Origin of the sequence: Acinetobacter sp. ANC 4973, from assembly GCF_002135275.1 — a bacterium.
Classification (GTDB): domain Bacteria; phylum Pseudomonadota; class Gammaproteobacteria; order Pseudomonadales; family Moraxellaceae; genus Acinetobacter; species Acinetobacter kyonggiensis.
In genome coordinates, this window is sequence record NZ_NEGM01000015.1 from 1 (window position 1) to 22,955 (window position 22,955).

Consider the following 22,955-nt stretch of genomic DNA (forward strand, 5'->3'; position numbering starts at 1 on the left):
CGTTATGGTTGAACCAAATGATGGTGCACTCGAATTTACAGTGGATAGGCGAGTATATAGCTACTTTTTAGAGACCTTTTTAATTAAAGAGTTTTTAAGTGATTTATCTGAAAAGAATGGATTGCCTCTGGAAGGGAGAACTCTTCGTATTATTCAGTATGCTTCGAATGATGCTTAATTGTTTAAAAATGCGTTAATACACCTGAATAGCCACCTATTTTGTAAACACTTGATAGTTTTTCTTGGACTGCCACCATTCTAAAATTAACATAATACGCGTTATACGAAATGCTCTTTTTATTCTGATATAAATCATTCGTTTAAATGTTACATCAAAGCCCAATCTCAACCGATTAGGCTTTTTACGTGAATAGTCGTGTTCCACGCCTATTTTTTGATCAATGTTTCACGACTTTGATTCGTACACCTAAACAAGCCTGTTAGCCATTCGGCAAGAAAAACCGGCTTAACCACCCTCTTTTCGGCTGCTCCGGTTCAACCTGCTCCGGCACTGAAATGCGCTTATTTTCCGCTTGTCCCTGAGTAGTCAAGACACCAAGATTACGCAGTTTGGACGCGTACTCAGTACCCTCAATATCGATATCATCTTCGCTAACTCACCCCAGGCCAAAGGTCGTGTAGAACGTACCAACAGAACCCTTCAGGACCGTCTGATCAAGGAAATGCGCCTCGAAGGTATCAGTTCGATTGCAGATGCGAATAACGGTGACACGTAAAACGTTATGTCACTCAGAAATTAAGACTGCATTGATTAAGTTCATTGCGGTCTTTTTTATTTCTGAGGGGTTCAAACATAGCGAAGATGTTGCTTTGCGTAGATCAAGTGCTTTACCCACAATGAAGTCGAATAACGGTGAATAATATGGTTTTTTGGAACTCTTACCGTAAAAAACTGGAAGGCTGTTATTTTACAGAGTGGATAGGCGTACTGATCGTTGATTTAAGTCAAATAACCGATAAAAATCAACACAGACCATGAAGACTAATATGGGAATCTCTCAGGTCGACGATTATACAAGGTGGCACCTTGATATAGACTTTTTTAAGCGAAAAAACACAACCGGAGAATGTATCAGACTTAGTAGAGAAGACAGTCGGGCATAAGCTGTTGGAACGGTTTGAAAGTCACTTCCTTTGCAGCGCAAAGAAAATGTCGCAAGTTGATAACTGTGAAAACGTACCAATGCGTTCCATTGGCGATAGGCGGTATCGTGAAACTCCAAAAACAAGCCCTGTCCATTTAAATGGACAGGACTTACCTTATTTTGCGCTCATTTACGATTTAAGCCTTCTTTTTTAAAAAAAGCTACCTAAGTCATAAAAAGCTGTAAACAGGCTAAAAAATGCAAAAATGAGCTTCTAATCAGCATGTGTAGAGCGAGTGTCTACGAGCGAACCAGTAAAATTCGCGCCTAGACCTTCTGAAAAACAGTTTTTTAAATTTCAGAATCTAAATAAATATGGATTAGATGGAGAAAATTGACTCTAGACCGAGCGTAGCGAGCAAAAAGCTTGATGAGCGAAGCGAATTCCGAGTTGCTTTTGATCTTGCTTTTGCTTTTTCTTAAATTCACGTAAGGATTAAGCAAAAAATTGCCCCCGAATCGAGCGAAAGCGAGATTCAATAGAGTTTGAGCGTAGCGAAAACCAAGGGCAATTTTTCAGTTATCCACAATCTTTTTTTAGGCTTCTATGCTTTTAATTATTTTTAATGTTTTTAAATGCTTTTAGGCGAGCTGAAAGCATTATAAACAAAGTGTTTCAGAGTTGATAAGACTACAATCTCTTTGTCATAAGACTACAATCTCTTTGTCATAAGACTACAATCTCTTTGTCATAAGACTACAATCTCTTTGCATTTGATTACACTAACTGATAATGTAGTCTTAATAATATTTAAAACTTATATAGTCTCATGACAAATAATTTAGTCGTTAAAGATAATATTCTTATTAATGCTAGTTACAATCTGGAAGTTACAGAACAAAGATTGGTATTACTATCAATTATTAGAGCAAGAGAAACTGGGCAAGGTATAACCTCTGATAGCAAGTTAGAAATACATGCTTCTGATTACGCTAGTCAGTTTAATGTGACTAAAGAGGCTGCTTATAGTGCTTTAAAAAATGCTGTAAATACCCTTTTTGAAAGAAAATTTTCATTTAAAGAAACCCATAAAGATACAAACAAAGAAATTGTAGTCAAATCACGTTGGGTCAGTCGAATAGCTTATGTTGATGATTTAGCAGTTTTACAAGTCACATTTGCACCAGATGTTGTTCCCTTAATTACTCGCTTAGAAAAACACTTTACAAGTTACCAATTAAAACAGGTTTCACAAGTTACTAGTAAATACGGCATTAGGCTTTATGAAATGCTTATAGCATGGCGTGAAACTGGAAAGACACCTATCCTAGAATTAGAAGATTTTCGGCATAAATTAGGACTAGAAAATGGTGAATATCAAAAAATGGTGAATTTTAAAAGTCGAGTATTAGAGCCAGCCATTAAACAAATTAATGAACTTACAGATATTCTTGTGCAATACGAACAACATAAGAATGGTCGAACAATCACTGGGTTCAGTTTTTTCTTTAAACAAAAAAATCCTCCCAATAGTCTAAAAAAATTAAAAACAACTAATACTGAAACTTTGGATATGTTCCCAATAGTTACAGATAAACAAATCCTTTTATTCTCCAATAAACTTGCTCATGACTCTTCATTTGCAGCGAAATATAGTCAAGTTGGCGAAAGTTACGATGATTTTGCTATCAGAATTTCTTTAGAATTAACTGAACCAAAGAAAGTACAAGAATATCTTCCATACCTAAAACAAGTGGGCTTTAAATGATTCTGTCAATTGACATTGTCAACTTAACAGTCAAGTATTAACACCAGTTGAATAACAGTTTACAACTATGAAAAAATTGTCAGTTTCAGAATTAGCAAAATTATATGGATATTCAAGACAGGCTGTCTATGCTCATATTAACAAAGGAAATTTATCCAAAGGTTCTGATGGTTTAATTGACTTTTCAGAAGCTCTAAGAGTATTTGGTGAACCTCAAAAAAAGGATTCTGGTGTCAATCAAAGTCAATCAACTAACAGTCAAAACTTAACAGAAGTTGACTTATTAAAACGCCAAGTTGACATACTAGAAAAACAATTGAATCAATCACTATTTAGAGAAAATCAGTCTTTAGAGCGCGAATCTTTCTATCAAGAACAGATTGAAGCTATGCAACGCTTATTAGAAGCACCTAGACCATATACCACTACATCTATCAATCCAGAACCAGCTCACTCTGAACCTACTACAAAAGAAAAAGAAGAGGTGATAGCAATGCCACCAGAAGAGCCAGAGGTGATCGAGAATAACCGCATTTCTGTTCCTGAACATGTAGAGCCAGAACCAGAAAAACGGGGCTTCTTAAGTCGCTTTTTCCTACCTAACGGTTAGTTCTTAGAAATCATCACTAAGTTGGTCCATTTTACGAACCCGCTTAGGCTGTTTTTGTAATTCTAGGGCCCTTCCGACTTCATCTGCGTTTGGATGAGCAATATCAAAAACCGAATCCTCTAACCAGTTGTTTGGCAATCCTTGCTCCCTAGCATCACTCAGAACAATAGAAAGTTCCCTGTAATATTCTTTATTGTTTGTAATAGATGCCAATTCAAGTGTTCCATAAAAGATATTACTAACTTCTTTCAATCCTTTTTTATAATCTTCTGGAAAAATAAAACCAATTTCCCTTTCATAGCTAGCTAATACTGTATCAGTAGGTAATTCTATATTTGGGTAAACTTCAGATGAGAGATTCTTTAGTTCATTTAGAACTTTATCAAGCTGAGTATTCATATTTTTAATCATTTAAATGTTTGAGGATTCTATCCACTGTTCAGAAAGTAAGATTTCCTTGGTAACACCATAATATTTGAATAGAAGTTTTTGTTTTTTAGTAATTTCAAGCAACTTATTTTTTAGTGAATTTAAGGCATCCATAATGTGACTAATCATTGTGATTGTAAGATCATCAGCTTCCCTATCTATTTTTGCATCACTGATATTATTTTCTAATAAACTATCGAAATAAGCCTGATATTTTTCAAAGACCAAGTACATATAAGGTTCTAATCGTTGATCTTCAGATGTAGTTTTCTTTTCTGGATAAAGAATTATTTGACCTGAGTCAAACCAAAATTCGATGCAAAAATGATCCCAATCCAAGCTATTTAAATCATTTTTAAAAAAATCTGAGTAATTAGTAATTAAGATTTTTAGATCTTCAACAATACCATTTTCATTAATTGATCTATCAGATATAGCCTCAATGGCATCATTAGATACATTTATCTGATTCAATCTCATAATAAATTTCCAATCATAGTTCTATCATATAGGGGAGTAGGAACTATATCTGATGATGAATTTCGCATAAGGTGTATTATGTTAATTTTAGAAAAAGTTAATAAAATCTTAATTTTGTTCATAAAAAGCACAGTCACTTAATTACTACTTGTACTAGCAAACTATATATATATTATTACTTAACTTTTTTAAAATCAGGTTATGAATTTTGCAATATAATCAATACTTTAACGTAAATGATATAAAATTTAAAGTTTATGATAATATTCTTTCTACGCCAGAAGTTAAGAAAGGCTTATCTCTACTTACAAAAGAAATTATCGAGCGATGCAAAATCGCTAGTAACGAAGCAACCATTGTTGGTACGTTTGAAGCCTTGTTATATAAATTTCTTAAGGACACCTTCAATTTTGATTTTTTACCAGAAAAAGAAGAAAAGATTGATACTATTACAACTTCTGCAAAGGGCCGTTTAGATAGTCGTTTTGGTGCATTTATTATTGAATATAAACATCATTCTAAATTAAAAACAGAAAAACAGAAAAACAGTGCTGTAGATCAAATATCTACTTACATGGAAGCACACTGCCAAAATTCTGATCAAGATATTAGTGGATTAATTACTGACGGTACGCAAGCCAAATTCCTTACGTTTAATTCGACAACTGGACTAACACAAACATCATTTGAAGATTTAAATCTAGATCATATTGAGCGTCTTATTCGTAATATTTTTCTATTAGAAAAAACCGCGCTCAACCCTCAAAACCTAGTTAAAGATTTTAGTGGTCAAGATGGTGTAGCTTACCAACTAGCGAGAACTCTATTTTCTACTTTAGAAGAGAACATTACTCATCGTTCAATAATGTTATTTAATGAATGGAAAGCTCTTTTCAAATTAGCACACGATGATGTTTCTAAACAGGCTGCTATTGAAGAAAGAAAACAAGCATTAGCAGATATTATGCAAATAGAAATCTCCGCTGCTGACAATGAGACAGAATATAAAGCTCTTTATGCCATTCAAACTGCATATGCAATTATTGTTAAAATCATTGCTTTCAAAACGATTGCGCATTTAACAAAACAAGATTATTTAAATATTTCTGGTCTTACTTTAGGTCATAGTGAACAACTTAGAAGTACCCTAAACAATCTTGAAGAAGGAGCAATCTTTAAAGATTTAATGTTCAAAAATCTTTTAGAAGGAGATTTCTTTGCTTGGTATTGCACAGTTGAACAATGGAATGACGAAATTGCAGATTCTGTAAAAAAAGTGTTTTTTGTACTTTCAGAATATGAAGATCATAAAATATTCCAAGATGAAACTATTAAAGTTCAAGATTTATTTAAAAATTTATATATGTCTATCATTCCAGAAAAAGTAAGACATAGCTTAGGAGAGTTCTATACTCCACCATGGTTAGCAGATAATTTAATTACAGATTGCATTCAGGATAAAAAAGACTGGACAGCGTTGGATCCATGCTGTGGTAGTGGCACATTTGTCACTATTTTAATTAAAAAAGTTCTAAATGAGTGTTCAGAAAAAAGTGATAAAGAAAAACTAAACAATGTCATATCTCGAGTAAAAGGGATTGATTTAAACCCTTTAGCAGTTTTATCTGCACGTATTAATTATTTCATTAATATTTCACATTTAATTAATGATGAACCTATTGATATCCCTATTTATCTAGGGGATGCCTCATACGTTCCTGAAAAATTAGATATTGGGGATGTATCTTGTTTTAGTTATGCTATTCAAACACTAAAAGGCGAACTAAAAATTGAAATACCTATTAGTGCTATACAAGATCAAAAGCGCTTTGCTAATGCTATGACTGAAGTAGAAAAATATATTCACTTCAAAAATGAAGCTAAAGTAGCTGCTACTCTGTTAGCAATAATTGACGAAAGAGATAAGACCGATACTATTATTACTTCTATCGAAGATTTAGCTATAAAGTTAGTAGATTTAGAACGCAATAATTGGAATGGTATCTGGGCTCGTATCATTACCAACTTTTTAACAACTGCAAATCTAGAAAAATTTGACTTTATTTTTGGCAATCCTCCGTGGATTGATTGGAAAAATCTACCTTTAAACTATAGAGAAAAAATCAAATCTCTATGTATTGATAGAAATATGTTCTCTGGTGATAGTATTACTGGAGGTATTAATTTAAATATTTGTGCATTAATTACAAATGTAGTAGCTGATAATTGGCTTAAGAACTCAGGAACTTTAGGATTCTTAATGCCTGAGAATATGATTTTTCAGCAATCATATGATGGTTTTAGAAATTTAAAATTAACCTCAGGTAAACGACTATTTTTCCAACAATTTTACGATTGGACTAAAGCTGGCCATCCTTTTAAACCCGTACAATACAAGTTTTTAAGCTACATAATGTCTTTCGAACAAAAAGACTATTCTGAGGGTATTAATGTAAAGCAGTTTGTTAAATTGAATAAAATTAATGGTAAAAAGAGCCCTGGGTTAGAAAATTTTTCTAATGAAGATGATTTTTCAAATCTTTCTCACTTATTTGAGATTAAAAATCGAAAAGCCTTTGTCCCAAGTGGCGTAAATACTATTTTTTCATATGCTGATAGCGAATCAGATATTACAAACTTTAAGAAAATTACAGGGGTGTCAATTTATCCCGGTCGAGAAGGCGTTGAATTTTACCCTCAAGAACTATTCTTGTTACGTCATTTAGATAAAGATATTAAATATCCTAATAATTTAGTTAAGGTCGGTAACTATCAAAATCCTAAATCAAAACACAAAGTTGCTTATTCAGAAAGATTCCTAGAGCAAAAATATATGTATCCTCTCATCAAAGGATCATCTATTGAGCGATTTTACATCCCAGAATCAGAGTTTCTTGTACCATTCCCTTATGATTCTTCATATTGTGATGGTCGTAAACCTGTATCTAATATCACTCTTCAAGAAGATTCCCCAAAGCTTCTAACCTATTTCAATGAAAATAAGCATATAGTTGAAAATCAGACTGACTATAATGACAAGATTATTGGTAAAAAGAATAACTCTGAATTCTATGCAATTGCTCGTGTTGGTAAATATAGTCATGCTGATTACTATGTAGCTTTCCGTGATAATACGAAATGGCAAGCGTGTGTTATTGAACCAGTAACAACCTCATGGGGCGAGAAAAAACATCCAGTCTTCCAAAACCATGCCGTATCCATTTGTGAAAGACCCGATGGTACATTCATTTCACTAGATGAAGCCCATTACATATGTGCAATCCTTAACGCCCCTATTGTGGCTAGATTTATGACACTATCTAGTGATAGTAGATCATTCAAAATTAGACCACCTATTCAAATTAAACTATATGATCCTACTGATGAAAATCATATACAGCTTTGTCAACTGTCAAAAACAGCTCATTTGGTTCATAATAAATCAGAAGAAATGGCTAATGTTGACCTATTATTAGATCAATATTATTTAAAAACTCTTTCATGAACATAAATAAAAAAGGCACTTTTAAAGTGCCTTTTTTATTACTTAACATAAAATCTCTTATACGAAATTTAGCCCTTAAAAGGGCTAAAAATTAGATCCAGTTTTCTAACTTTAACCCATCTATGCGCTCAAATTCCTTGATGTTATTTGTGACTAGTACAACATCTAAAGCGAGGGCATGAGCTGCTATTAGCATATCTAAACTACCAATCGTTTTACCTGTTGATTGGAGGTCTTGACGTAATTTAGCGTAATGCCAAATCGCTTGCTCATCGTAGGGTAAAATATCTAAGGGTGATAAAAATTTGTTCAGAGCCTGCTTATTACGTTCAGAGCCAGACTTTTCAACACCAAAAGCTAGCTCTGATGCGGTTATGCTAGAAATAGCTAACTGCCCAAGCTGATATTGCTTAAAGCGTTCAAAGACTTGTTGTGGTTTATGATTGATCACGTAGATACAAATATTTGTGTCTAAGAGGTAAATCATTTGAAGTCCTCACGTAATTGCTCACCTTGATCAGCTCGTTCCATTTGAAAACCTACTTCAAACTCGTTAATTGCTTCTAACATGATGTCCCAAGGATTTTCGATAGGCATTAACAACACACCACGACCAAAACTTTTAATCGCTACTTCAGTACCATTAAAACGAAATGCTTTAGGCAACCTAACCGCTTGACTTCGACCTGTTTGAAAAACTTTAGCAACTTCCATTTTTTACCTCCTAATAAGATAGATACCATTGATACATATCTTATCATTAAATAATTTATGGCGTGTGATTTGTTGTAATTGGTGAATGACTTTAATTCGTACTCTAGGTGTAATTCCAAGCCTGATCTAAAAGATATAGACAATAAAAAAGCCCAACATCCTGTTGGGCTTTTTTACGTATTGGGTGCTTAGATATGACTCCTGTCGTATCTGACGATCCTTGTACTGCGTATTATTGTTATTGTTGGAGCATCCTGCTCTCTATGTCCCCATGATAGGAAATTACAGCGAAGTGGTATAGCCGCAATGAGCCGAGATTGATGTGAGCAAATGCGTACAAAGCCGGCTAAAAACCATGCACTTTTTATCCGCAGAAATTGGGGATAATTTATGCCCTGAGAAGGCTGCTAACATTGAGAAAAGTTTCAATTTGGTTAATAAGTGATCGTTTTTATTGGCGGAATATATCAAAACCGATCATAAAAAAGCCGACTTGTTTCCAAGTCGGCTTTTCGGGTTTGCGTCCCCGATTTCTTATAGCATAACTTTTTGAAATATAACACTATTTATTTTTCGTTTCGTATAAGCGCCATTATGTTAAATAGCTTCCAAATTAGGTTCAATCTCTTGTAGACATTAGCTTGGCTAGTAATGCTCCCTAAAAATAATTTAACTCGATGTAGCATGTTTTTTTAGTCGTGATTAAGTGAAGAAAAATGATTTATTGCCAATTAGATAAATTACGTTGTTGCCCTTTTTAATGAGCTTTTCTAGGACAAGATAGGCAACGGCCGTTAAATTTATTATTTTGTCACCCGTATGCTAAAATTATGGCAATAAAAATATTACTCTGCCTATGGAATTTAGTTATGAGTAAAGGCAATAAAATCTATTTTAGAGTAGCGGAGATTCACTCAATAAAAATGATTGATGATTTAGATATAGAAGAGTTAAAGCTTGAAACTAAACATAATGCCTGTTTTGTTGCTGGTACATTAGTTCATACAGATAAAGGTTTAGTACCAATTGAGCAAATTAAAGTGGGTGATATGGTCTTATCACGTCCTGAATATGGTGATAAGAATACACCAACTCAATATAAACGAGTAACGAGAACATTTAAATCACCTGAAAAGCAAAGAGTTATAGCTGTTGTTATACCATCTTTAATTGGTTGGGATATTATAGATAAAGATTATATAGATGGTCATTGGGTACAGGCAAAGCAAATAAGAGAGCTTCCAAGATATGCAGAAAACTATATTTACTGTACAGAGAATCATCCATTTTGGACACAAGAAAAAGGGTGGCTACCAGCAGTTGAGTTAGCTGTATATAAATTTGGAAGTTTTAATGGAAATACATTGACTGATTATAAGGGTAATTTAATTCCTACTTATTCAACTCGTACACTTGCAACGCCACTGTTAAGAACAACCATTCTAGAGCTTGCAGTGAGAGTTGATTGGCACAGTCAGAACCCATCACCAAGCACGATTTATAATATTATTGATTTTAGCTCGGGCAAGCCAGTTATCTTGACGAATATCCCTAAACTCCCAGGACATTATTCTCTTGAAGATCAGGAAACTGACTGGTCGCAAGACCATATTCGTTTGTCTGATGATCCTAATGATCCTTTTGTTAAACAGTTTAGTGCTGAACAGCATTTTTATATTAATGGCGATGCCTATGCTTATGAGCAAGGACGCTTTAAAGAGAGTGAATATAGTGAGTACATTGATGAAAATTATGATGCTCAATGGACTGAAGAGGAAATAGCCGCGGACGATCATAAATCTGATGAAAGCTCTTATTATATGGCAACAGTTTATAATATAGAGGTAGAAGATTATCACACCTATTTTGTAGGTAAAACAGGAGTCTGGGTACATAATACAGTTCTGTCGCATTAAGAAGTTAAAGGTGAAAAATACTATTAGAACGTTCTGTTAAAGCCATATATTTTTGTTTCTTTGGGTGGTTTAAAAAAAATAATAAAAAGTATGATACTTACCATTATTAAGAATCTTGTCATAATATTTATTTCAGTTTTTCTAAAATTAACATAATACACTTTATACGAAATCGAAAAAGGGAGCTTTAAGCTCCCTTTTTTAATAATTTTTTTCAATTTTTAGGTGTCAATCTAGGCTTCAATAAATTAAGCACCTAAACGCATTAATTTTTCTTGAATCGCATCGCTTACAAAAGCATTAAGAGAATTATCACTTGATGCTAAAACAGCTTTACGGTGTAACTCAGGACTAATACGGACATTAAATGTGCCTTTGAATGGCTGATCGGGTTTTTTACCTAATTCAGCACAAGACTCTAAATATCCATCTACAGATTCCTGAAAAGCTTGTTCAAGAGCTTTTAATGTTTCTGCTTCATAGGTGATGAGATCACGGATAAATGCAAGCTTTCCAAATAACTCACCTGTTTCAAGATCAGGTTCAATTGTACCTAGATAGCCTTTGTATTTTAAATAGCTCATAAAAATCCCTCCTGCTTGAGTGCCTGTTTTACAGCTTTTAAAGCCCCACCTTTGATTTCATTTTCAGGGTGTGGCCTGTGCAGTAAAATCATGTGTTCAGTTTTCATATTAAAAAAACGGACACGAGAGCCTGCCATTTCAAATTTTTCATAGCCGAGCTGATTCAGTAAAACGACTAAATCTTTATACGGAAATGTATTTTTTGAATTTCCAAATTTTTCCAGTAACTTTTCCGTTTTACCCATACTTTAGCCCTACTGCTGTTGCAACTAAGTATAGTTACTTTTAAATAAGAATTGCAACTATGTTTAGTTGCAATTCTTATAACAGCCATTATGTTAAATGGAGAAGATTCTAGAAAATTTGTATTTCCAGTATGCCCAAAAATACAGAAAAGAAATCTTTGAATGAAGAGCTTCCGTTATACATTCCTGATTGAGTATAGACAGTTTGACCTGATGCTATATTCAGTATTTCTGCCACATATAAATTTTGATTTTCCCAGAAGACAATTTGAGAAATATAATATTTAGAATCAATATCTATTTTAGCAAAATAATTTTCATATATATCAATATTAGTGTCGAATCCGCTCTTGTTAGCCACATCAGATAGGTTTGTTATCCATTGAATAAACTCGATTAGCATATTAACTACCTTCTTTATGCATGATCTAATTTTCAGTTTGATGAGTTAAGTAGCTCATGTAACCCTATCTCAGAAGGATCATTTAGCATGAATGTATCTTCTTGCGTTTTATAAGTTAATTCAAACTTCCCCTTTTCTTTGTCAATAAATCTAACACCATCCAATACTGCAAAAACACCAAATAAGACATCATGAGCTATTAACTCAATTATGGTATTCACGTTATTAGTATTTTCTTCCGATAAGCTGTTATACCATTCAGATAAATTTTTCATCTTAGGTGAAACACTTCTACCAGGTGGGCTTTTTAATCTAGAAATAACACCCTCGACTCCGTCATTTCGAACATAGAGCTTAAGCGCATCAACAAACTCAGCGTTATCCATTATTATTTCCTCATTTTGATAGATGCTGCTATATCATTTTATTTAATTTCTCTAAAATTAACATAATACACCTTATACGAAATGCTCTTTTTATTCTGATATAAATCATTCGTTTAACTGTTTCATCAAAGCCCAATCTCCTCCGATTGGGCTTTTTACGTGAATAGTCGTGTTCCACGCTTACTATTTGATCAATGTTCCAAATCTTTGTTCATCTCAGTTAAACAATCCTGATGAATCATAGGGGCTAAAAAACCGACTTCCAAAGCCCTTTTTCTCAGGTTCCAGTTTATTTTCTTTTTCTTAAAAATTATGACAAAGGATATGACATTAAATGTGGTTTAAGATAACTTAAACAGGAAATAATGTCGGTTTTTAGGGTTTTTATGAAGAAGTCCTCTAGTCAGTTTTTGATGTTTGGCGTAGAAGAGTTGCTCCAACAAGTTGGACAAAATATTAGAACTGCAAGAATTCGTAGGAATCTGACAATTCTGGAGCTAGCCAATCGAGTCCATGTCGATGAACGGACTATTAGCCGACTGGAAAAGGGTGATCCCAGTATTAATTTTAAGAACTTGGTGACGGTTTTAATGGTATTCGGTCTAGAGGATTCTGTTTTTGACCTTGCTAATCCAAACACAGATGAAGTCGGGAGAGCCTTAGAATTAAAAAAACAGCCTAAGCGGGTTCGTAAAATGGATCAACTGAGTGATGATTTCTAAGAACTAACCGTTAGGTAGGAAAAATCGACTTAAGAAGCCCCTTTTTTCTGGTTCCGGCTTTACATGTTGAGGAATAGAAATGCGACTATTCTCGACTACCTCAGGCTCTTTTGGTGGCTTTGCTGTTGCTTCATTGTTTTCATCTAAAATTGGTTCTGATTGAGTTTTTTCTGGGTCGATAAAACTAGTGGTATATGGTCTAGGCGCTTCTAATAGACGTTGCATAGTTTCGATCTGATTATGATAAAAAGATTCTCGGTCTTTTGCATCTGAAAGCTGATTTTTAAGCATGTCTACTTGTTGTCTAAGCAGTAAAACTTCTGCCGAATTTGGACTGTCTATTTTTACAGATTCTTTTACATCAACTTTTTTTACAGGTTCTCCAAATACACGGATAGCCTCAGAGAAATCGATTTTATTATCAGAATTTTTACTTAAAATTCCTTTATTTATGTTGTTGTAAATAGTTTGTCTATTGATGTTGTAAAGTTTTGATAATTCAAGAACAGAAAGACTTTTCATGGTGTAGAACTATGCCTAATCTTGTCAAAAGTTATTGCCTATTAGACTGTCTAATAGACAAATGAGCAAGTCTATAATTTAGACAGATTGAAGTCCCACTTTTTGTAGGAATGGTAGTAATTCCTGAAACTTTTCTTGATTTTTTAGCATCTCAGCAATTCTAATAGCAAATTGTGTATAGCTCTCAGTACCCTGAGAGTACTTATTCATGTCTGGAAGTTCTGAAAGTTTATTTGCAAACAGGTGTCTCTGCTTATCTGTCATTTTATTAAACAGATGTAAAGGATCTGGTTCTTTATGAGGTTTAATAGATTGAGATATAACTTTCTTCTGTTTAAAAGTGAATGAGAACCCTGAAATTGAACGTCCTTTCTTATGCTGTTCATACTTTGCTGTTATGTCAGTTAACTCATTAACCTGTTTCAGAGCAAAATCTAAAACGTAAGTCTTAAAATTACTCATAGTTTTATATTGATGAGATTCAACACCAAGCTGTTGTCGGAACGTTGGTAAGTCAAATAGAGGTGTTTTTCCATTAGATCGCCATTGAATTAACAGCTCATACAATCTAATGGCATATGAGCTTGTTAATCTAGAAACCTGTTGTAACTCGTATTTAGTGAAATTCTCTTCTAGCCTAGTGATGAGAGGCACAATATCTTGTGTAAATCGCAGGAAAACTATCCCTGAATTTTGTTCATACCCAATTTTATCTACCCACCGGCAGTGGAAACTACGATCATTCCCAGTTTTAGGGTTGACGTCATGATAAGTGACATAACGATCAAATAAGCTTTTTGAAGCTTCACGGAGTACAGTATATGCAGTGTGTTTTTCTACATTGAATGTATTGATATAGCTGCTTGCATGTACTTCGAGCAAACTATTTTCTGTGATGCCATGTCCAGTTTCTCTTGCCTCAGCAATTGCTAACAGAATTAAACGCTGCTCCACCATATCTAAGGTGTAACTAGCTTGAATTAAGGCATTATCTTTTACTACTAACTCAGCCATTTTTAATAATAAAGTTATAATTAATTAGGTTGTACCTTAACCTAGTTCAATAAGTTTGTAAATCAACCTAATTTAATGGATCTACAAACCTATCTTTAAGGTCGATAAACCTAGTTTAATAGGTCGATAAACCTAGTTTAATAGGTCGATAAACCTAGTTTAATAGGTCGATAAACCTAGTTTAATAGGTCTTTAAATGCTTTCAGACTAAAGCTTTCAGCTAGTCTAAAAGTATTTAAAAGTATTAAAAATAATTAAAAGCCCAACTCATGAAAAATTGCCCTTGGTTTTCGCTACGCTCAAACTCTATTGAATCTCGCTTTCGCTCGATTCGGGGGCAATTTTTTGCTTAATCCTTACGTGAATTTAAGAAAAAGCAAAAGCAAGATCAAAAGCAACTCGGAATTCGCTTCGCTCATCAAGCTTTTTGCTCGCTACGCTCGGTCTAGAGTCAATTTTCTCCATCTAATCCATATTTATTTAGATTCTGAAATTTAAAAAACTGTTTTTCAGAGGGTCTAGACGCGAATTTTACTGGTTCGCTCGTAGACACTCGCTCTACACATGCTGATTAGAAGCTCATTTTTTGCGTTTTTAGCCTGTTTACAGCTTTTTATGACTCTAGGTAGCTTTTTTTAAAAAATAGGGCTTAAATCGTAAATAAGCGCAAAATAAGGTAAGCCCTGTCCATTCAAATGGACAGGGCTTGTTTTTGGAGTTTCACGATACCGCCTATCGCCAATAGAACGTATTGGTACGTTTTCACAGTTATCAACTTGCGACTTTTCTTTGTGTTGCAAAGGAAGTGACTTTCAAACCGTTCCAACAGCTTATGCCCGACTGTCTTCTCTACTAAGTCTGATACATTCTCCGGTTGTGTTTTAGTTCCACAACTACGACTTGCTAATACCATGCTCTCGCTAGCTTTTTAACGGGTTGTTTTACATCTCTGCTAAGGATGAATTCGCTAGTCAGTGGTTTCTTTTAACTGCTTCTACGCTAAGTCACATGTGGACCGCTCTGTAGTTAACTGAAAAAACTGACATCTCTGCTAAAATTAATTCCGCTCGTAAAACAGCTTATTGCTAAACAACATCTCTGCTAAAGCGCATAGCTAGAAGCGATTTCTTTGAGATTGAACTGGGTTCAAACGCATTGAAATAACTTGGTGATTGGTTGGCGTGAACCAACAACGGAGCCACCGTTTTTGTTTCTTACTGAGTACTCATCAAAAACCGCAAAAATAAGCAGCCACGCTTATTCTTGAAATTGTGAAATTGATTTTCTTCCACGCCAAATTAAGTTTGTATCATTTCATAGATACCGAGGTTGCCACACCTCACTTCTTAAAACCCTTGTCATGGTTTTAAATATTTCTCGCATTGTCTTTCGCTTCATCACCGCTTACGTTTTTATTCGCTCGAAGTGACTGGATCTGCATCAAATCTGATGCAGAATCTACTCAACAATTCTCCTTCTCTCATGAATTAAAACTTATTCCCCACTCAAGGCAGGTTTTCGCTTCAAAAAGTCTATATCAAGGCGCCACCTTGTATAATCATCGACCCGAGAGATTCCCATATTAGTCTTCATGGTCTGTGTTGATTTTTATCGGTTATTTGACTTAAATCAACGATCAGTACGCCTATCCACTCTGTAAAATAACAGCCTTCCAGTTTTTTACGGTAAGAGTTCCAAAAACCCATATTATTCACCGTTATTCGACTTCATTGTGGGTAAAGCACTTGATCTACGCAAAGCAACATCTTCGCTATGTTTGAACCCCTCAGAAATAAAAAAGACCGCAATGAACTTAATCAATGCAGTCTTAATTTCTGAGTGACATAACGTTTTACGTGTCACCGTTACAGGCTTGAGCTATCCAGCGATCTCATTAACCAAATTAAAATGTCATCCGACAAGTAATTTAAGTCAATCAATGAGTACCAGAGTAATCCAGATTTCTCCTCATACTCCCTAGTACCTCGCGATACTCTCAGCAGCCCACCTGTGCGCCATACATCATGCCCTTCGTAAAAATTGAAGCATGAAATAGGTGTGGTTAACGCAACTATCAATCCTTGTAGTTACTCACACTCTCCATGAGACAGGGTTTGATCTAGTCACCTAGATTCCCGTTTCTATGTCGCCCAACTATTGTCTAGCACCTCATTTCATAGAAGTACTATCAGAACTGGTCAAAGGACAGAATTTCACTGCCCAGTGCCATTCATAGCCGCGCCAGCTAGATTTCTCACGCACGCAGCTTTGCGAGTTTTAGTAAACGTTGGCTGACGCTTACACATAAAACTCACGACAAGAATTTTAGATTTTGCATTAGGGACACTATTCACATCCTGTTAGCAAAACCATATTTGGCAAGGTTGAGATTAAAGGGTTTCGCGCCTCCAATCAAGGAACTCTTATTTACTGAAAGCCCATTTTCGCGATAAAAAAGTTCAAAAGTAGAAAAAAATAGTTAATTTATTTTTGTAAATCATGGTGTCTCTTTTATTACTGACCCACTTCATTGTGTTTTTGGGTGAAAAATAAGCACTATAATTAAATTTCATTGAGCCTGACCTGAGATCAAAAATGCCTAAACATCCTGATGATTATTATCTGACACACCAAGAAATTGAAGATTTGAGGGCAGATGCCAAACAAGCCTCGAAAATAATAAGAAGCCTGTTAGATGAAGCTATTTCATGTTCTCAAGTTGATTCTATGCGTCAAAAAATCAACAAAGTTAATCCTTTAGACAGAAAATAAGACAGTTATGGCAATCAACAAGGGTGGAAATGCACTCAGCATAAATCTTTGTGTTCTTGGGTTGAAATCCAACGCATATTTTTTGGAATATTTTTTATATTTTAAAGTAAACCAGAGGCTTGAGATAAAGCATGCTATTAGAAAACTTGCCATCAAAGCCATGCGGTAATAGTCAATTGTGAGGTCTGTTCCGGGAGAGAATTTCTGAAATTGGTACAAGTTGCTCCCCATGAGAAAGATCAGGCATAACAATCCAAGGCCCATGGAATTATATTCCGATTTTTTATCCTGATCTTGGTATAAAAACTTGGTGATGAGCATGTTTAAAGCAAGGAAAAGTGGGACGAGAACAACCGTAATGCTGATGAGCAAATTGCTGAATAACCAAGTTTTAATGTCTGCATTATTTCTATATTGGTAAATATTCAAAAATGGGAAAAAGACCACTGGAAAGAAGTATATATAGGACAGTTTAAATGAGTCCATATCTTTAATTTTAATCATGCGTGATCGAACTTTTCGCTAGAGGTAGGCTGATTCTAAAGCCTGTTTTTGTGGCTGATGTTTGCTTTGTGTTATATTAGTATTTAAATGTAACACATTGGAGTCAAAGCCATGACAGAAGCGACGTTCACATTCCGAGTAGAGGAATCGCTAAAGCAAGAGTTTTCGAGTTTTGCGAAAGATATAGACCGTAGTGGAGCGCAATTACTGCGTGATTTCATGCGCGATTTTGTGAAGCAACAGCAAGAAGCGGCATCCTATGATGCGTGGTTCCAGAAGCAAGTTGAAATTGGTCTAGATGAAGCCAATGCAGGGCAATTGGTTCCGCAAGAGGAAGTCAAATCTCGTTTTGAAGCAAAACGTGCAAGCCTGCTCGCTAAATTGGCAGCTCAATCATGAATGTGTGTTGGACACCGACGGCATTAGAGGATCTAGAACGAATTGTTGATTATATTGCCGAGCGTAATTTAGTTGCTGCAATTGAATTACATGATTTGATTCAAGAAAAGATAGATTTGCTTTCTCACAGCAGCCTGATGGGGCGTTCTGGTCTGGTTAAAGGAACGAGAGAGTTAGTTGTTCATCCACATTATGTGGTGGTGTATGACGTAGCAAATACCGTTCGTGTTTTAAGAATCCTGCATACATCGCAGCAATGGAGTCATTGATAGAGATGTAAGACTCTTTGTTAAACTCGATTTTCTAGATTTTAGGTAGGTATTGTGTGTGCCGAGAAAGTGTCTATTTTGATGTAAAAATTCAGATTTGAATAAATTTTATTTATTTTAAGTTGTTGATATAAACATGTTTTTATATTTAGTGGTTTCTTAGAGTTTATTGTCCAAAAAATGGTATAAAAAAACTTAAAAATATTAAGTTATTGATATTAAATAAATATGTTGGTTTGGACACACACGATAGCTACCTTAAACGTTGATTTTTACCCTTCGACACACACAATACCTACCTTTTACAGTCTCAACACACATGATAGCTACCTAAAAGCCAAAATTTCAGTTTTCATAAGGTAGCTATTTAGGATAACAGCTGCATTTCGCATAAGGTGTATTATGTTAATTTTAGAATGGTGGCAGTCCAAGAAAAACTATCAAGTGTTTACAAAATAGGTGGCTATTCAGGTGTATTAACGCATTTTTAAACAATTAAGCATCATTCGAAGCATACTGAATAATACGAAGAGTTCTCCCTTCCAGAGGCAATCCATTCTTTTCAGATAAATCACTTAAAAACTCTTTAATTAAAAAGGTCTCTAAAAAGTAGCTATATACTCGCCTATCCACTGTAAATTCGAGTGCACCATCATTTGGTTCAACCATAACGATAGCATCTGAAGTCACAGTCCAAGGTTTTACCGCATAAATCGTTTCTTCATCAGAATACTCTTCTATATTTGATAGAACTTTTAATAAATTCATACCGTTAATTCCCCAGATGGAATATCCACTTTTTTCATTGATAGATTATCAAAAAAATTACTTAAAAATGGGAGTTTAGCTCTCATTTTTTGACTTGGTATAAGGTGTATTATGTTAATTTTAGATGAACTAACTAATTATTAAATTAAAAAATATAAAGTGTTAAAAGAGAAATTAATGATCTTACATCATAAGATAAGTGCAGGTTTTCCAGCGGGGACTTTAGTGCATACGAATAAAGGCTTAGTTCCAATTCAGGACATTAAAGTAGGGAATATAATTTTATCTCGTCCTGAATGGGGTGGGAAAGATGCACCAATAGAATATAAGCGAGTTGCTAGAGCATTTTGTTCAGGTAGTGATACCCTTGTTCAAATACCATATATAAGGGAATCGAATCCTGATTTAATTAACATTACATATATGACAGATCATCACCCAGTTTGGCTTGAAGATAAGAATGAGTGGATACCTGCAATTGAGCTATTAGATGGTGATAAGCTTTCATTTATTAAACGTGATGATCTAGCATATGTTATAGGTCCCACAGAAGTCTTTGAACATCAAATGCTTGATGGTAGGTTATTTGGTAAATGTGATAGTGATTTTAATGCAGGATATGAAATAGGACAGAGTATTCTTAAGCTAAATGAAAGTGTACTAGAAACTATTAATATAAGTGATCTAGGAGCTAACTATTCTGACTTTAAATATCATGATGATTACCCTCTGTTGGATATATCAAATGGTAACCCATATATGGACAATGCTTATATGGGAGGAAAAAATTTTTCTGCTCCAGTTTACAATTTAGAAGTAGAACATTTTCATACCTATTTTGTGGTTAAGGATGGTATTTGGGTTCATGACTATTCACTATGCCTAAGTGAATTATAAATAGTAAAAATGAATCAATTTAACATAATGGTGCTTATACGAAATTTTAAAAAAATATATTAAAAATAGCAACTTAAGACTAAATTTTTAATTTCGTATAAGGTGTATTATGTTAATTTTAGAGAAACTTTAAAGAACTAAAACTATGTGTGAATGCCAATCTGTAGGTGATTTTTTTGTATGTCCTACTAGCTTTTCAGATATTTTCAGCCATAACTACGATATGAAAGATAAGTTTCCTCAATACATAATTGAAGATACTCCATGTAAGGAAGCACAACCAGAATTTGATTATGGTAATTTTTATTATGTTTGTGCTGAGTGTCAGCAACCATGGTATTTTGAATGTTATCCAGACACACCAACATACCCTATTTTTGGAATTAAAATTTCTGATATCAACCAAGTATTAAGCCAGAATAAAATAAACAGCATTAAGCAATTCTTAGTTGTTTTAGCTCATAAAGGATTTTCAAAAAATAAGTGTACTCATAAAGGATGTATGGACTATTCACTTAACAGAATTAAGATATGTCTCAATCATTTTGGCTATAAATTTAGCCCCCATTAATATATCTATTTAACATAATGGTCGTTATACGAAATTGCAACTAAATATAGTTGCAATCCTTATTTAAAAGCAACTATACTTAGTTGCAACAGCAGTAGGGCTAAAGTATGGGTAAAACGGAAAAGTTACTGGAAAAATTTGGAAATTCAAAAAATACATTTCCGTATAAAGATTTAGTCGTTTTATTGAATCAGCTCGGCTATGAAAAATTTGAAATGGCAGGCTCTCGTGTCCGTTTTTTTAATATGAAAACTGAACACATGATTTTACTGCACAGGCCACACCCTGAAAATGAAATCAAAGGTGGGGCTTTAAAAGCTGTAAAACAGGCACTCAAGCAGGAGGGATTTTTATGAGCTATTTAAAATACAAAGGCTATCTAGGTACAATTGAACCTGATCTTGAAACAGGTGAGTTATTTGGAAAGCTTGCATTTATCCGTGATCTCATCATCTATGAAGCAGAAACATTAAAAGCTCTTGAACAAGCTTTTCAGGAATCTGTCGATGGATATTTAGAGTCTTGTGCTGAATTAGGTAAAAAACCCGATCAGCCATTCAAAGGCACATTTAATGTCCGTATTAGTCCTGAGTTACACCGTAAAGCTGTTTTAGCATCAAGTGATAATTCTCTTAATGCTTTTGTAAGCGATGCGATTCAAGAAAAATTAATGCGTTTAGGTGCTTAATTTATTGAAGCCTAGATTGACACCTAAAAATTGAAAAAAATTAGTAAAAAAGGGAGCTTAAAGCTCCCTTTTTCGATTTCGTATAAGGTGTATTATGTTAATTTTAGGGAAACTTAATCATTAAGAATAAAAAGAGCCACCTTTTGAGTGGCCGTCAGCTTAGTTTTGAACAACACACAAGCTAACGATAAAGATCAAAGTCAACAAGTACGCTAAACTTGGATCAAAATAACCGACAAGTATATTAAATACCGCTGGAAACCCAAGAACTAAACCCGCTGAGTTTGTTTTCTTCAGTTGTGACATAATCACTTCCTCTAAAAAACTGCTGCGGGTCTCATGATGAGTTAGGTACGCAACACCCAGACTATTGCTATCTAATTTCATTTTTAAATCCAGTTGCGTTGGTTAGATAGCAATCCTAACTGGACATGTAGAATATTAAAGTAACTATTTATTTTTACAAGTGTTAAATCTATTTTCAATTAATTTTCTTGAAGATATTCCTATTGTCATATGAATACCAAAACCAGTTCTATCTAAACTTTTCGACCATATTTGGCAAAAAATATCATCATAAATTTTTTCTATCTCCTTAGGGTTTGAAAACAAGCTTTTATAATATCTAGAGATGAAGCCAGAAAGTATATCCGCTAGCTGAATGAAAACAGAATCCTTTGAATTACAATAGCTTACATCAGAAATTGTATCTGTGTAAAAGTTAGCATAAGGTGTTTCCATCACATCAAATTTATTTTTATCAGATAAAGATGTTATTAATTGAGAATATATATCATCAAAATCATTTTGTGTGTCATGAATGAATTGAACATTTTTCAGATCATAAAAATAATTCACTCTTGCTACTAGGTGAGCTAATGTTGATAAATTAGGTAAAAGAATAATTTTATTACCATTCTTTGTGTAGTCAGGAATAGGAGTAAACCAACCTAAAGATTTTTCACTGTATTTATCTTTTAAAGATAAATACAAATTTTTATTTTTTTCTAATTGTTTTGTTAAATAATTCTTATTTAATAACCCCTTAATATTTCTATTCATTGCATCTTTAAAGAGTTGGAATAGCTCTATTAGATTAGAGTCATTTGGTTCTAACAAAAAATTATTAAAATTTTGGTAATAATTTTCATCCATATATTTGGTTAAAAGATCTGCAACCTTTTGATGTTGTTCCTTATCGAACTCTTTAAGAGAACAAGGGTTAAATAAATAATGATTACACATAGTTGTATTAATACAATACTTTTTATCTACTGTATCTATAAAAAATGGGAGATTGTTTTTTACAATAAAATCAATACTTTCTTTAATTAAAGCAGGTCTTTTTTTATAAAAATCCCTACATTTTATTTCTTTCCCAGTCTTAGTATACTTTGAAAAAAGTTCTTTAAGGCTTGCTTCTAGTTTCTCTTTTCTTTCTGAATCTATGCCTATAGCTACAGAAACATAATGTGGCTGATTTGATAACTTTGCATAAAAATCATTACAAAAGATATCCCCTGTATTACCAGACTCATCAATATAGAATTCAAATTTCATCAAAATCGTCCCCTAAAAATTAGAAAATGCAATATACACTTAAAGCTATAGCATTCCATTTAACATAATAGAGCTTATACGAAACGCAAAAAAAAATAGTATTAAATTTCAAGAATTTATGC

At 33.9% G+C, this 22,955-nt stretch carries 26 protein-coding genes and 1 pseudogene; 13 read left to right on the forward strand and 14 right to left on the reverse strand.

The features are described 5' to 3' along the window. Window positions 1-542: 542 nt before the first annotated feature. The 3 genes and pseudogenes from B9T30_RS14020 to B9T30_RS14035 all read left to right on the forward strand — a co-directional run. Window positions 543-722 (forward strand): annotated as a pseudogene (locus B9T30_RS14020) (ISNCY family transposase); the annotation flags it as partial. Window positions 723-1,936: 1,214 nt separating this feature from the next. Beyond that, complete coding sequence (gene repM / locus B9T30_RS14030; protein ID WP_086185551.1) at window positions 1,937-2,875, forward strand: replication initiation protein RepM; 939 nt, start codon at window positions 1,937-1,939, stop codon at window positions 2,873-2,875. 67 nt (window positions 2,876-2,942) lie between these two features. Further along, window positions 2,943-3,485, forward strand: coding sequence for a plasmid replication DNA-binding protein (locus tag B9T30_RS14035; RefSeq protein ID WP_086185552.1), 543 nt, complete (start codon window positions 2,943-2,945; stop codon window positions 3,483-3,485). Between the two features lie 3 nt (window positions 3,486-3,488). On the opposite strand, the gene B9T30_RS14040 is transcribed toward B9T30_RS14035, so the two are convergent. After that, window positions 3,489-3,884, reverse strand: a complete 396-nt coding sequence (locus tag B9T30_RS14040; protein ID WP_086185581.1) for an SMI1/KNR4 family protein — start codon at window positions 3,882-3,884, stop codon at window positions 3,489-3,491. Between the two features lie 12 nt (window positions 3,885-3,896). Next, window positions 3,897-4,394: a hypothetical protein gene (locus B9T30_RS14045; RefSeq protein ID WP_086185553.1), complete on the reverse strand. Its 498-nt coding sequence runs from the start codon at window positions 4,392-4,394 to the stop codon at window positions 3,897-3,899. A 208-nt stretch (window positions 4,395-4,602) separates the two neighbouring features. Between B9T30_RS14045 and B9T30_RS14050 the strand changes: the two genes are divergently transcribed. Then, window positions 4,603-7,899: an N-6 DNA methylase gene (locus tag B9T30_RS14050; RefSeq protein ID WP_086185554.1), complete on the forward strand. Its 3,297-nt coding sequence runs from the start codon at window positions 4,603-4,605 to the stop codon at window positions 7,897-7,899. Between the two features lie 91 nt (window positions 7,900-7,990). On the opposite strand, the gene vapC is transcribed toward B9T30_RS14050, so the two are convergent. Further along, entirely contained in the window at window positions 7,991-8,386 is a 396-nt protein-coding gene (gene vapC, locus B9T30_RS14055; RefSeq protein ID WP_086185555.1) for a type II toxin-antitoxin system tRNA(fMet)-specific endonuclease VapC, read from the reverse strand. Further along, window positions 8,383-8,613: an antitoxin gene (locus tag B9T30_RS14060; protein ID WP_086185556.1), complete on the reverse strand. Its 231-nt coding sequence runs from the start codon at window positions 8,611-8,613 to the stop codon at window positions 8,383-8,385. The genes vapC and B9T30_RS14060 overlap by 4 nt, the downstream gene beginning before the upstream one ends. An 869-nt stretch (window positions 8,614-9,482) precedes the next feature. Here B9T30_RS14060 and B9T30_RS14065 point away from each other — a divergent pair. Next, entirely contained in the window at window positions 9,483-10,529 is a 1,047-nt protein-coding gene (locus B9T30_RS14065; protein ID WP_227518986.1) for a hypothetical protein, read from the forward strand. Window positions 10,530-10,777: 248 nt separating this feature from the next. Here B9T30_RS14065 and B9T30_RS14070 read toward each other — a convergent pair whose 3' ends face one another. The 4 genes from B9T30_RS14070 to B9T30_RS14085 all read right to left on the reverse strand — a co-directional run bounded on the left by B9T30_RS14070 (window position 10,778) and on the right by B9T30_RS14085 (window position 12,147). Then, entirely contained in the window at window positions 10,778-11,113 is a 336-nt protein-coding gene (locus B9T30_RS14070) for a type II toxin-antitoxin system HicB family antitoxin (protein WP_086185557.1), read from the reverse strand. Then, on the reverse strand, window positions 11,110-11,358 hold the full coding sequence (locus B9T30_RS14075) for a type II toxin-antitoxin system HicA family toxin (RefSeq protein WP_086185558.1): 249 nt from the start codon (window positions 11,356-11,358) through the stop codon (window positions 11,110-11,112). Before B9T30_RS14075 ends, B9T30_RS14070 begins: the two co-directional genes overlap by 4 nt. 109 nt (window positions 11,359-11,467) lie before the next feature. Beyond that, the gene (locus B9T30_RS14080; RefSeq protein WP_086185559.1) at window positions 11,468-11,761 is read right to left on the reverse strand and encodes a hypothetical protein; all 294 of its coding nucleotides are present in this window, start codon (window positions 11,759-11,761) and stop codon (window positions 11,468-11,470) included. Between the two features lie 32 nt (window positions 11,762-11,793). Further along, the gene (locus B9T30_RS14085) at window positions 11,794-12,147 is read right to left on the reverse strand and encodes a hypothetical protein (protein WP_086185560.1); all 354 of its coding nucleotides are present in this window, start codon (window positions 12,145-12,147) and stop codon (window positions 11,794-11,796) included. Between the two features lie 386 nt (window positions 12,148-12,533). On the opposite strand from B9T30_RS14085, the gene B9T30_RS14090 reads away from it, so the two are divergent. After that, window positions 12,534-12,869 carry a helix-turn-helix domain-containing protein gene (locus B9T30_RS14090; protein WP_086185583.1) on the forward strand — a complete coding sequence of 112 codons (336 nt, stop codon included), beginning with the start codon at window positions 12,534-12,536 and terminating at the stop codon, window positions 12,867-12,869. A gap of 3 nt (window positions 12,870-12,872) precedes the next feature. On the opposite strand, the gene B9T30_RS14095 is transcribed toward B9T30_RS14090, so the two are convergent. Then, window positions 12,873-13,391 carry a plasmid replication DNA-binding protein gene (locus B9T30_RS14095; protein ID WP_086185561.1) on the reverse strand — a complete coding sequence of 173 codons (519 nt, stop codon included), beginning with the start codon at window positions 13,389-13,391 and terminating at the stop codon, window positions 12,873-12,875. A gap of 78 nt (window positions 13,392-13,469) precedes the next feature. Next, window positions 13,470-14,405 (reverse strand): replication initiation protein RepM, encoded by a 936-nt coding sequence (repM, locus tag B9T30_RS14100; RefSeq protein ID WP_086185562.1) that lies wholly within the window; start codon window positions 14,403-14,405, stop codon window positions 13,470-13,472. A gap of 2,595 nt (window positions 14,406-17,000) precedes the next feature. Here repM (B9T30_RS14100) and B9T30_RS16535 point away from each other — a divergent pair. Next, window positions 17,001-17,177, forward strand: coding sequence for a hypothetical protein (locus B9T30_RS16535; RefSeq protein ID WP_171264174.1), 177 nt, complete (start codon window positions 17,001-17,003; stop codon window positions 17,175-17,177). Here the strand turns inward: B9T30_RS16535 and B9T30_RS14110 are convergent. Next, window positions 17,163-17,681 carry a hypothetical protein gene (locus tag B9T30_RS14110; protein ID WP_086185563.1) on the reverse strand — a complete coding sequence of 173 codons (519 nt, stop codon included), beginning with the start codon at window positions 17,679-17,681 and terminating at the stop codon, window positions 17,163-17,165. The two genes, B9T30_RS16535 and B9T30_RS14110, sit on opposite strands and share 15 nt — an antisense overlap. A gap of 111 nt (window positions 17,682-17,792) precedes the next feature. On the opposite strand from B9T30_RS14110, the gene B9T30_RS14115 reads away from it, so the two are divergent. Next, complete coding sequence (locus B9T30_RS14115) at window positions 17,793-18,080, forward strand: CopG family ribbon-helix-helix protein (protein WP_086185564.1); 288 nt, start codon at window positions 17,793-17,795, stop codon at window positions 18,078-18,080. Then, window positions 18,077-18,349 (forward strand): type II toxin-antitoxin system RelE/ParE family toxin, encoded by a 273-nt coding sequence (locus tag B9T30_RS14120; protein ID WP_086185565.1) that lies wholly within the window; start codon window positions 18,077-18,079, stop codon window positions 18,347-18,349. The genes B9T30_RS14115 and B9T30_RS14120 overlap by 4 nt, the downstream gene beginning before the upstream one ends. Window positions 18,350-18,844: 495 nt before the next feature. Here the strand turns inward: B9T30_RS14120 and B9T30_RS14125 are convergent, their stop codons facing one another. Continuing rightward, complete coding sequence (locus B9T30_RS14125) at window positions 18,845-19,117, reverse strand: hypothetical protein (RefSeq protein ID WP_086185566.1); 273 nt, start codon at window positions 19,115-19,117, stop codon at window positions 18,845-18,847. A 177-nt stretch (window positions 19,118-19,294) separates the two neighbouring features. On the opposite strand from B9T30_RS14125, the gene B9T30_RS14130 reads away from it, so the two are divergent. From B9T30_RS14130 to B9T30_RS14145, 4 genes are all read left to right on the forward strand, one after another. Then, window positions 19,295-20,014 (forward strand): hypothetical protein, encoded by a 720-nt coding sequence (locus B9T30_RS14130; protein WP_086185567.1) that lies wholly within the window; start codon window positions 19,295-19,297, stop codon window positions 20,012-20,014. 145 nt (window positions 20,015-20,159) lie between these two features. Further along, a complete protein-coding gene (locus tag B9T30_RS14135; protein WP_086185568.1) occupies window positions 20,160-20,585 on the forward strand; it encodes a hypothetical protein in 426 nt (141 codons plus the stop codon). Window positions 20,586-20,692: 107 nt separating this feature from the next. Next, window positions 20,693-20,941, forward strand: coding sequence for a type II toxin-antitoxin system HicA family toxin (locus tag B9T30_RS14140; RefSeq protein WP_086185558.1), 249 nt, complete (start codon window positions 20,693-20,695; stop codon window positions 20,939-20,941). After that, window positions 20,938-21,273 carry a type II toxin-antitoxin system HicB family antitoxin gene (locus tag B9T30_RS14145; RefSeq protein WP_086185569.1) on the forward strand — a complete coding sequence of 112 codons (336 nt, stop codon included), beginning with the start codon at window positions 20,938-20,940 and terminating at the stop codon, window positions 21,271-21,273. Before B9T30_RS14140 ends, B9T30_RS14145 begins: the two co-directional genes overlap by 4 nt. 159 nt (window positions 21,274-21,432) lie before the next feature. Here the strand turns inward: B9T30_RS14145 and B9T30_RS16540 are convergent, their stop codons facing one another. Together B9T30_RS16540 and B9T30_RS14155 are read right to left on the reverse strand one after the other, a co-directional pair. Beyond that, window positions 21,433-21,660, reverse strand: coding sequence for a hypothetical protein (locus B9T30_RS16540; RefSeq protein WP_086185570.1), 228 nt, complete (start codon window positions 21,658-21,660; stop codon window positions 21,433-21,435). Between the two features lie 63 nt (window positions 21,661-21,723). Beyond that, window positions 21,724-22,833 carry a DUF3800 domain-containing protein gene (locus B9T30_RS14155; RefSeq protein ID WP_086185571.1) on the reverse strand — a complete coding sequence of 370 codons (1,110 nt, stop codon included), beginning with the start codon at window positions 22,831-22,833 and terminating at the stop codon, window positions 21,724-21,726. Window positions 22,834-22,955: the final 122 nt, after the last annotated feature.

Bases quoted from the DNA above. Each gene is read 5' to 3' on its own strand.
- repM (WP_086185551.1), top strand. From the start codon at position 1,937: ATGACAAATAATTTAGTCGTTAAAGATAATATTCTTATTAATGCTAGT.
- B9T30_RS14035 (WP_086185552.1), top strand. From the start codon at position 2,943: ATGAAAAAATTGTCAGTTTCAGAATTAGCAAAATTATATGGATATTCA.
- B9T30_RS14040 (WP_086185581.1), bottom strand. From the start codon at position 3,884: ATGAATACTCAGCTTGATAAAGTTCTAAATGAACTAAAGAATCTCTCA.
- B9T30_RS14045 (WP_086185553.1), bottom strand. From the start codon at position 4,394: ATGAGATTGAATCAGATAAATGTATCTAATGATGCCATTGAGGCTATA.
- vapC (WP_086185555.1), bottom strand. From the start codon at position 8,386: ATGATTTACCTCTTAGACACAAATATTTGTATCTACGTGATCAATCAT.
- B9T30_RS14060 (WP_086185556.1), bottom strand. From the start codon at position 8,613: ATGGAAGTTGCTAAAGTTTTTCAAACAGGTCGAAGTCAAGCGGTTAGG.
- B9T30_RS14065 (WP_227518986.1), top strand. From the start codon at position 9,483: ATGAGTAAAGGCAATAAAATCTATTTTAGAGTAGCGGAGATTCACTCA.
- B9T30_RS14070 (WP_086185557.1), bottom strand. From the start codon at position 11,113: ATGAGCTATTTAAAATACAAAGGCTATCTAGGTACAATTGAACCTGAT.
- B9T30_RS14075 (WP_086185558.1), bottom strand. From the start codon at position 11,358: ATGGGTAAAACGGAAAAGTTACTGGAAAAATTTGGAAATTCAAAAAAT.
- B9T30_RS14080 (WP_086185559.1), bottom strand. From the start codon at position 11,761: ATGCTAATCGAGTTTATTCAATGGATAACAAACCTATCTGATGTGGCT.
- B9T30_RS14085 (WP_086185560.1), bottom strand. From the start codon at position 12,147: ATGGATAACGCTGAGTTTGTTGATGCGCTTAAGCTCTATGTTCGAAAT.
- B9T30_RS14090 (WP_086185583.1), top strand. From the start codon at position 12,534: ATGAAGAAGTCCTCTAGTCAGTTTTTGATGTTTGGCGTAGAAGAGTTG.
- B9T30_RS14095 (WP_086185561.1), bottom strand. From the start codon at position 13,391: ATGAAAAGTCTTTCTGTTCTTGAATTATCAAAACTTTACAACATCAAT.
- repM (WP_086185562.1), bottom strand. From the start codon at position 14,405: ATGGCTGAGTTAGTAGTAAAAGATAATGCCTTAATTCAAGCTAGTTAC.
- B9T30_RS16535 (WP_171264174.1), top strand. From the start codon at position 17,001: ATGCCTAAACATCCTGATGATTATTATCTGACACACCAAGAAATTGAA.
- B9T30_RS14110 (WP_086185563.1), bottom strand. From the start codon at position 17,681: ATGATTAAAATTAAAGATATGGACTCATTTAAACTGTCCTATATATAC.
- B9T30_RS14115 (WP_086185564.1), top strand. From the start codon at position 17,793: ATGACAGAAGCGACGTTCACATTCCGAGTAGAGGAATCGCTAAAGCAA.
- B9T30_RS14120 (WP_086185565.1), top strand. From the start codon at position 18,077: ATGAATGTGTGTTGGACACCGACGGCATTAGAGGATCTAGAACGAATT.
- B9T30_RS14125 (WP_086185566.1), bottom strand. From the start codon at position 19,117: ATGAATTTATTAAAAGTTCTATCAAATATAGAAGAGTATTCTGATGAA.
- B9T30_RS14130 (WP_086185567.1), top strand. From the start codon at position 19,295: ATGATCTTACATCATAAGATAAGTGCAGGTTTTCCAGCGGGGACTTTA.
- B9T30_RS14135 (WP_086185568.1), top strand. From the start codon at position 20,160: ATGTGTGAATGCCAATCTGTAGGTGATTTTTTTGTATGTCCTACTAGC.
- B9T30_RS14140 (WP_086185558.1), top strand. From the start codon at position 20,693: ATGGGTAAAACGGAAAAGTTACTGGAAAAATTTGGAAATTCAAAAAAT.
- B9T30_RS14145 (WP_086185569.1), top strand. From the start codon at position 20,938: ATGAGCTATTTAAAATACAAAGGCTATCTAGGTACAATTGAACCTGAT.
- B9T30_RS16540 (WP_086185570.1), bottom strand. From the start codon at position 21,660: ATGAAATTAGATAGCAATAGTCTGGGTGTTGCGTACCTAACTCATCAT.
- B9T30_RS14155 (WP_086185571.1), bottom strand. From the start codon at position 22,833: ATGAAATTTGAATTCTATATTGATGAGTCTGGTAATACAGGGGATATC.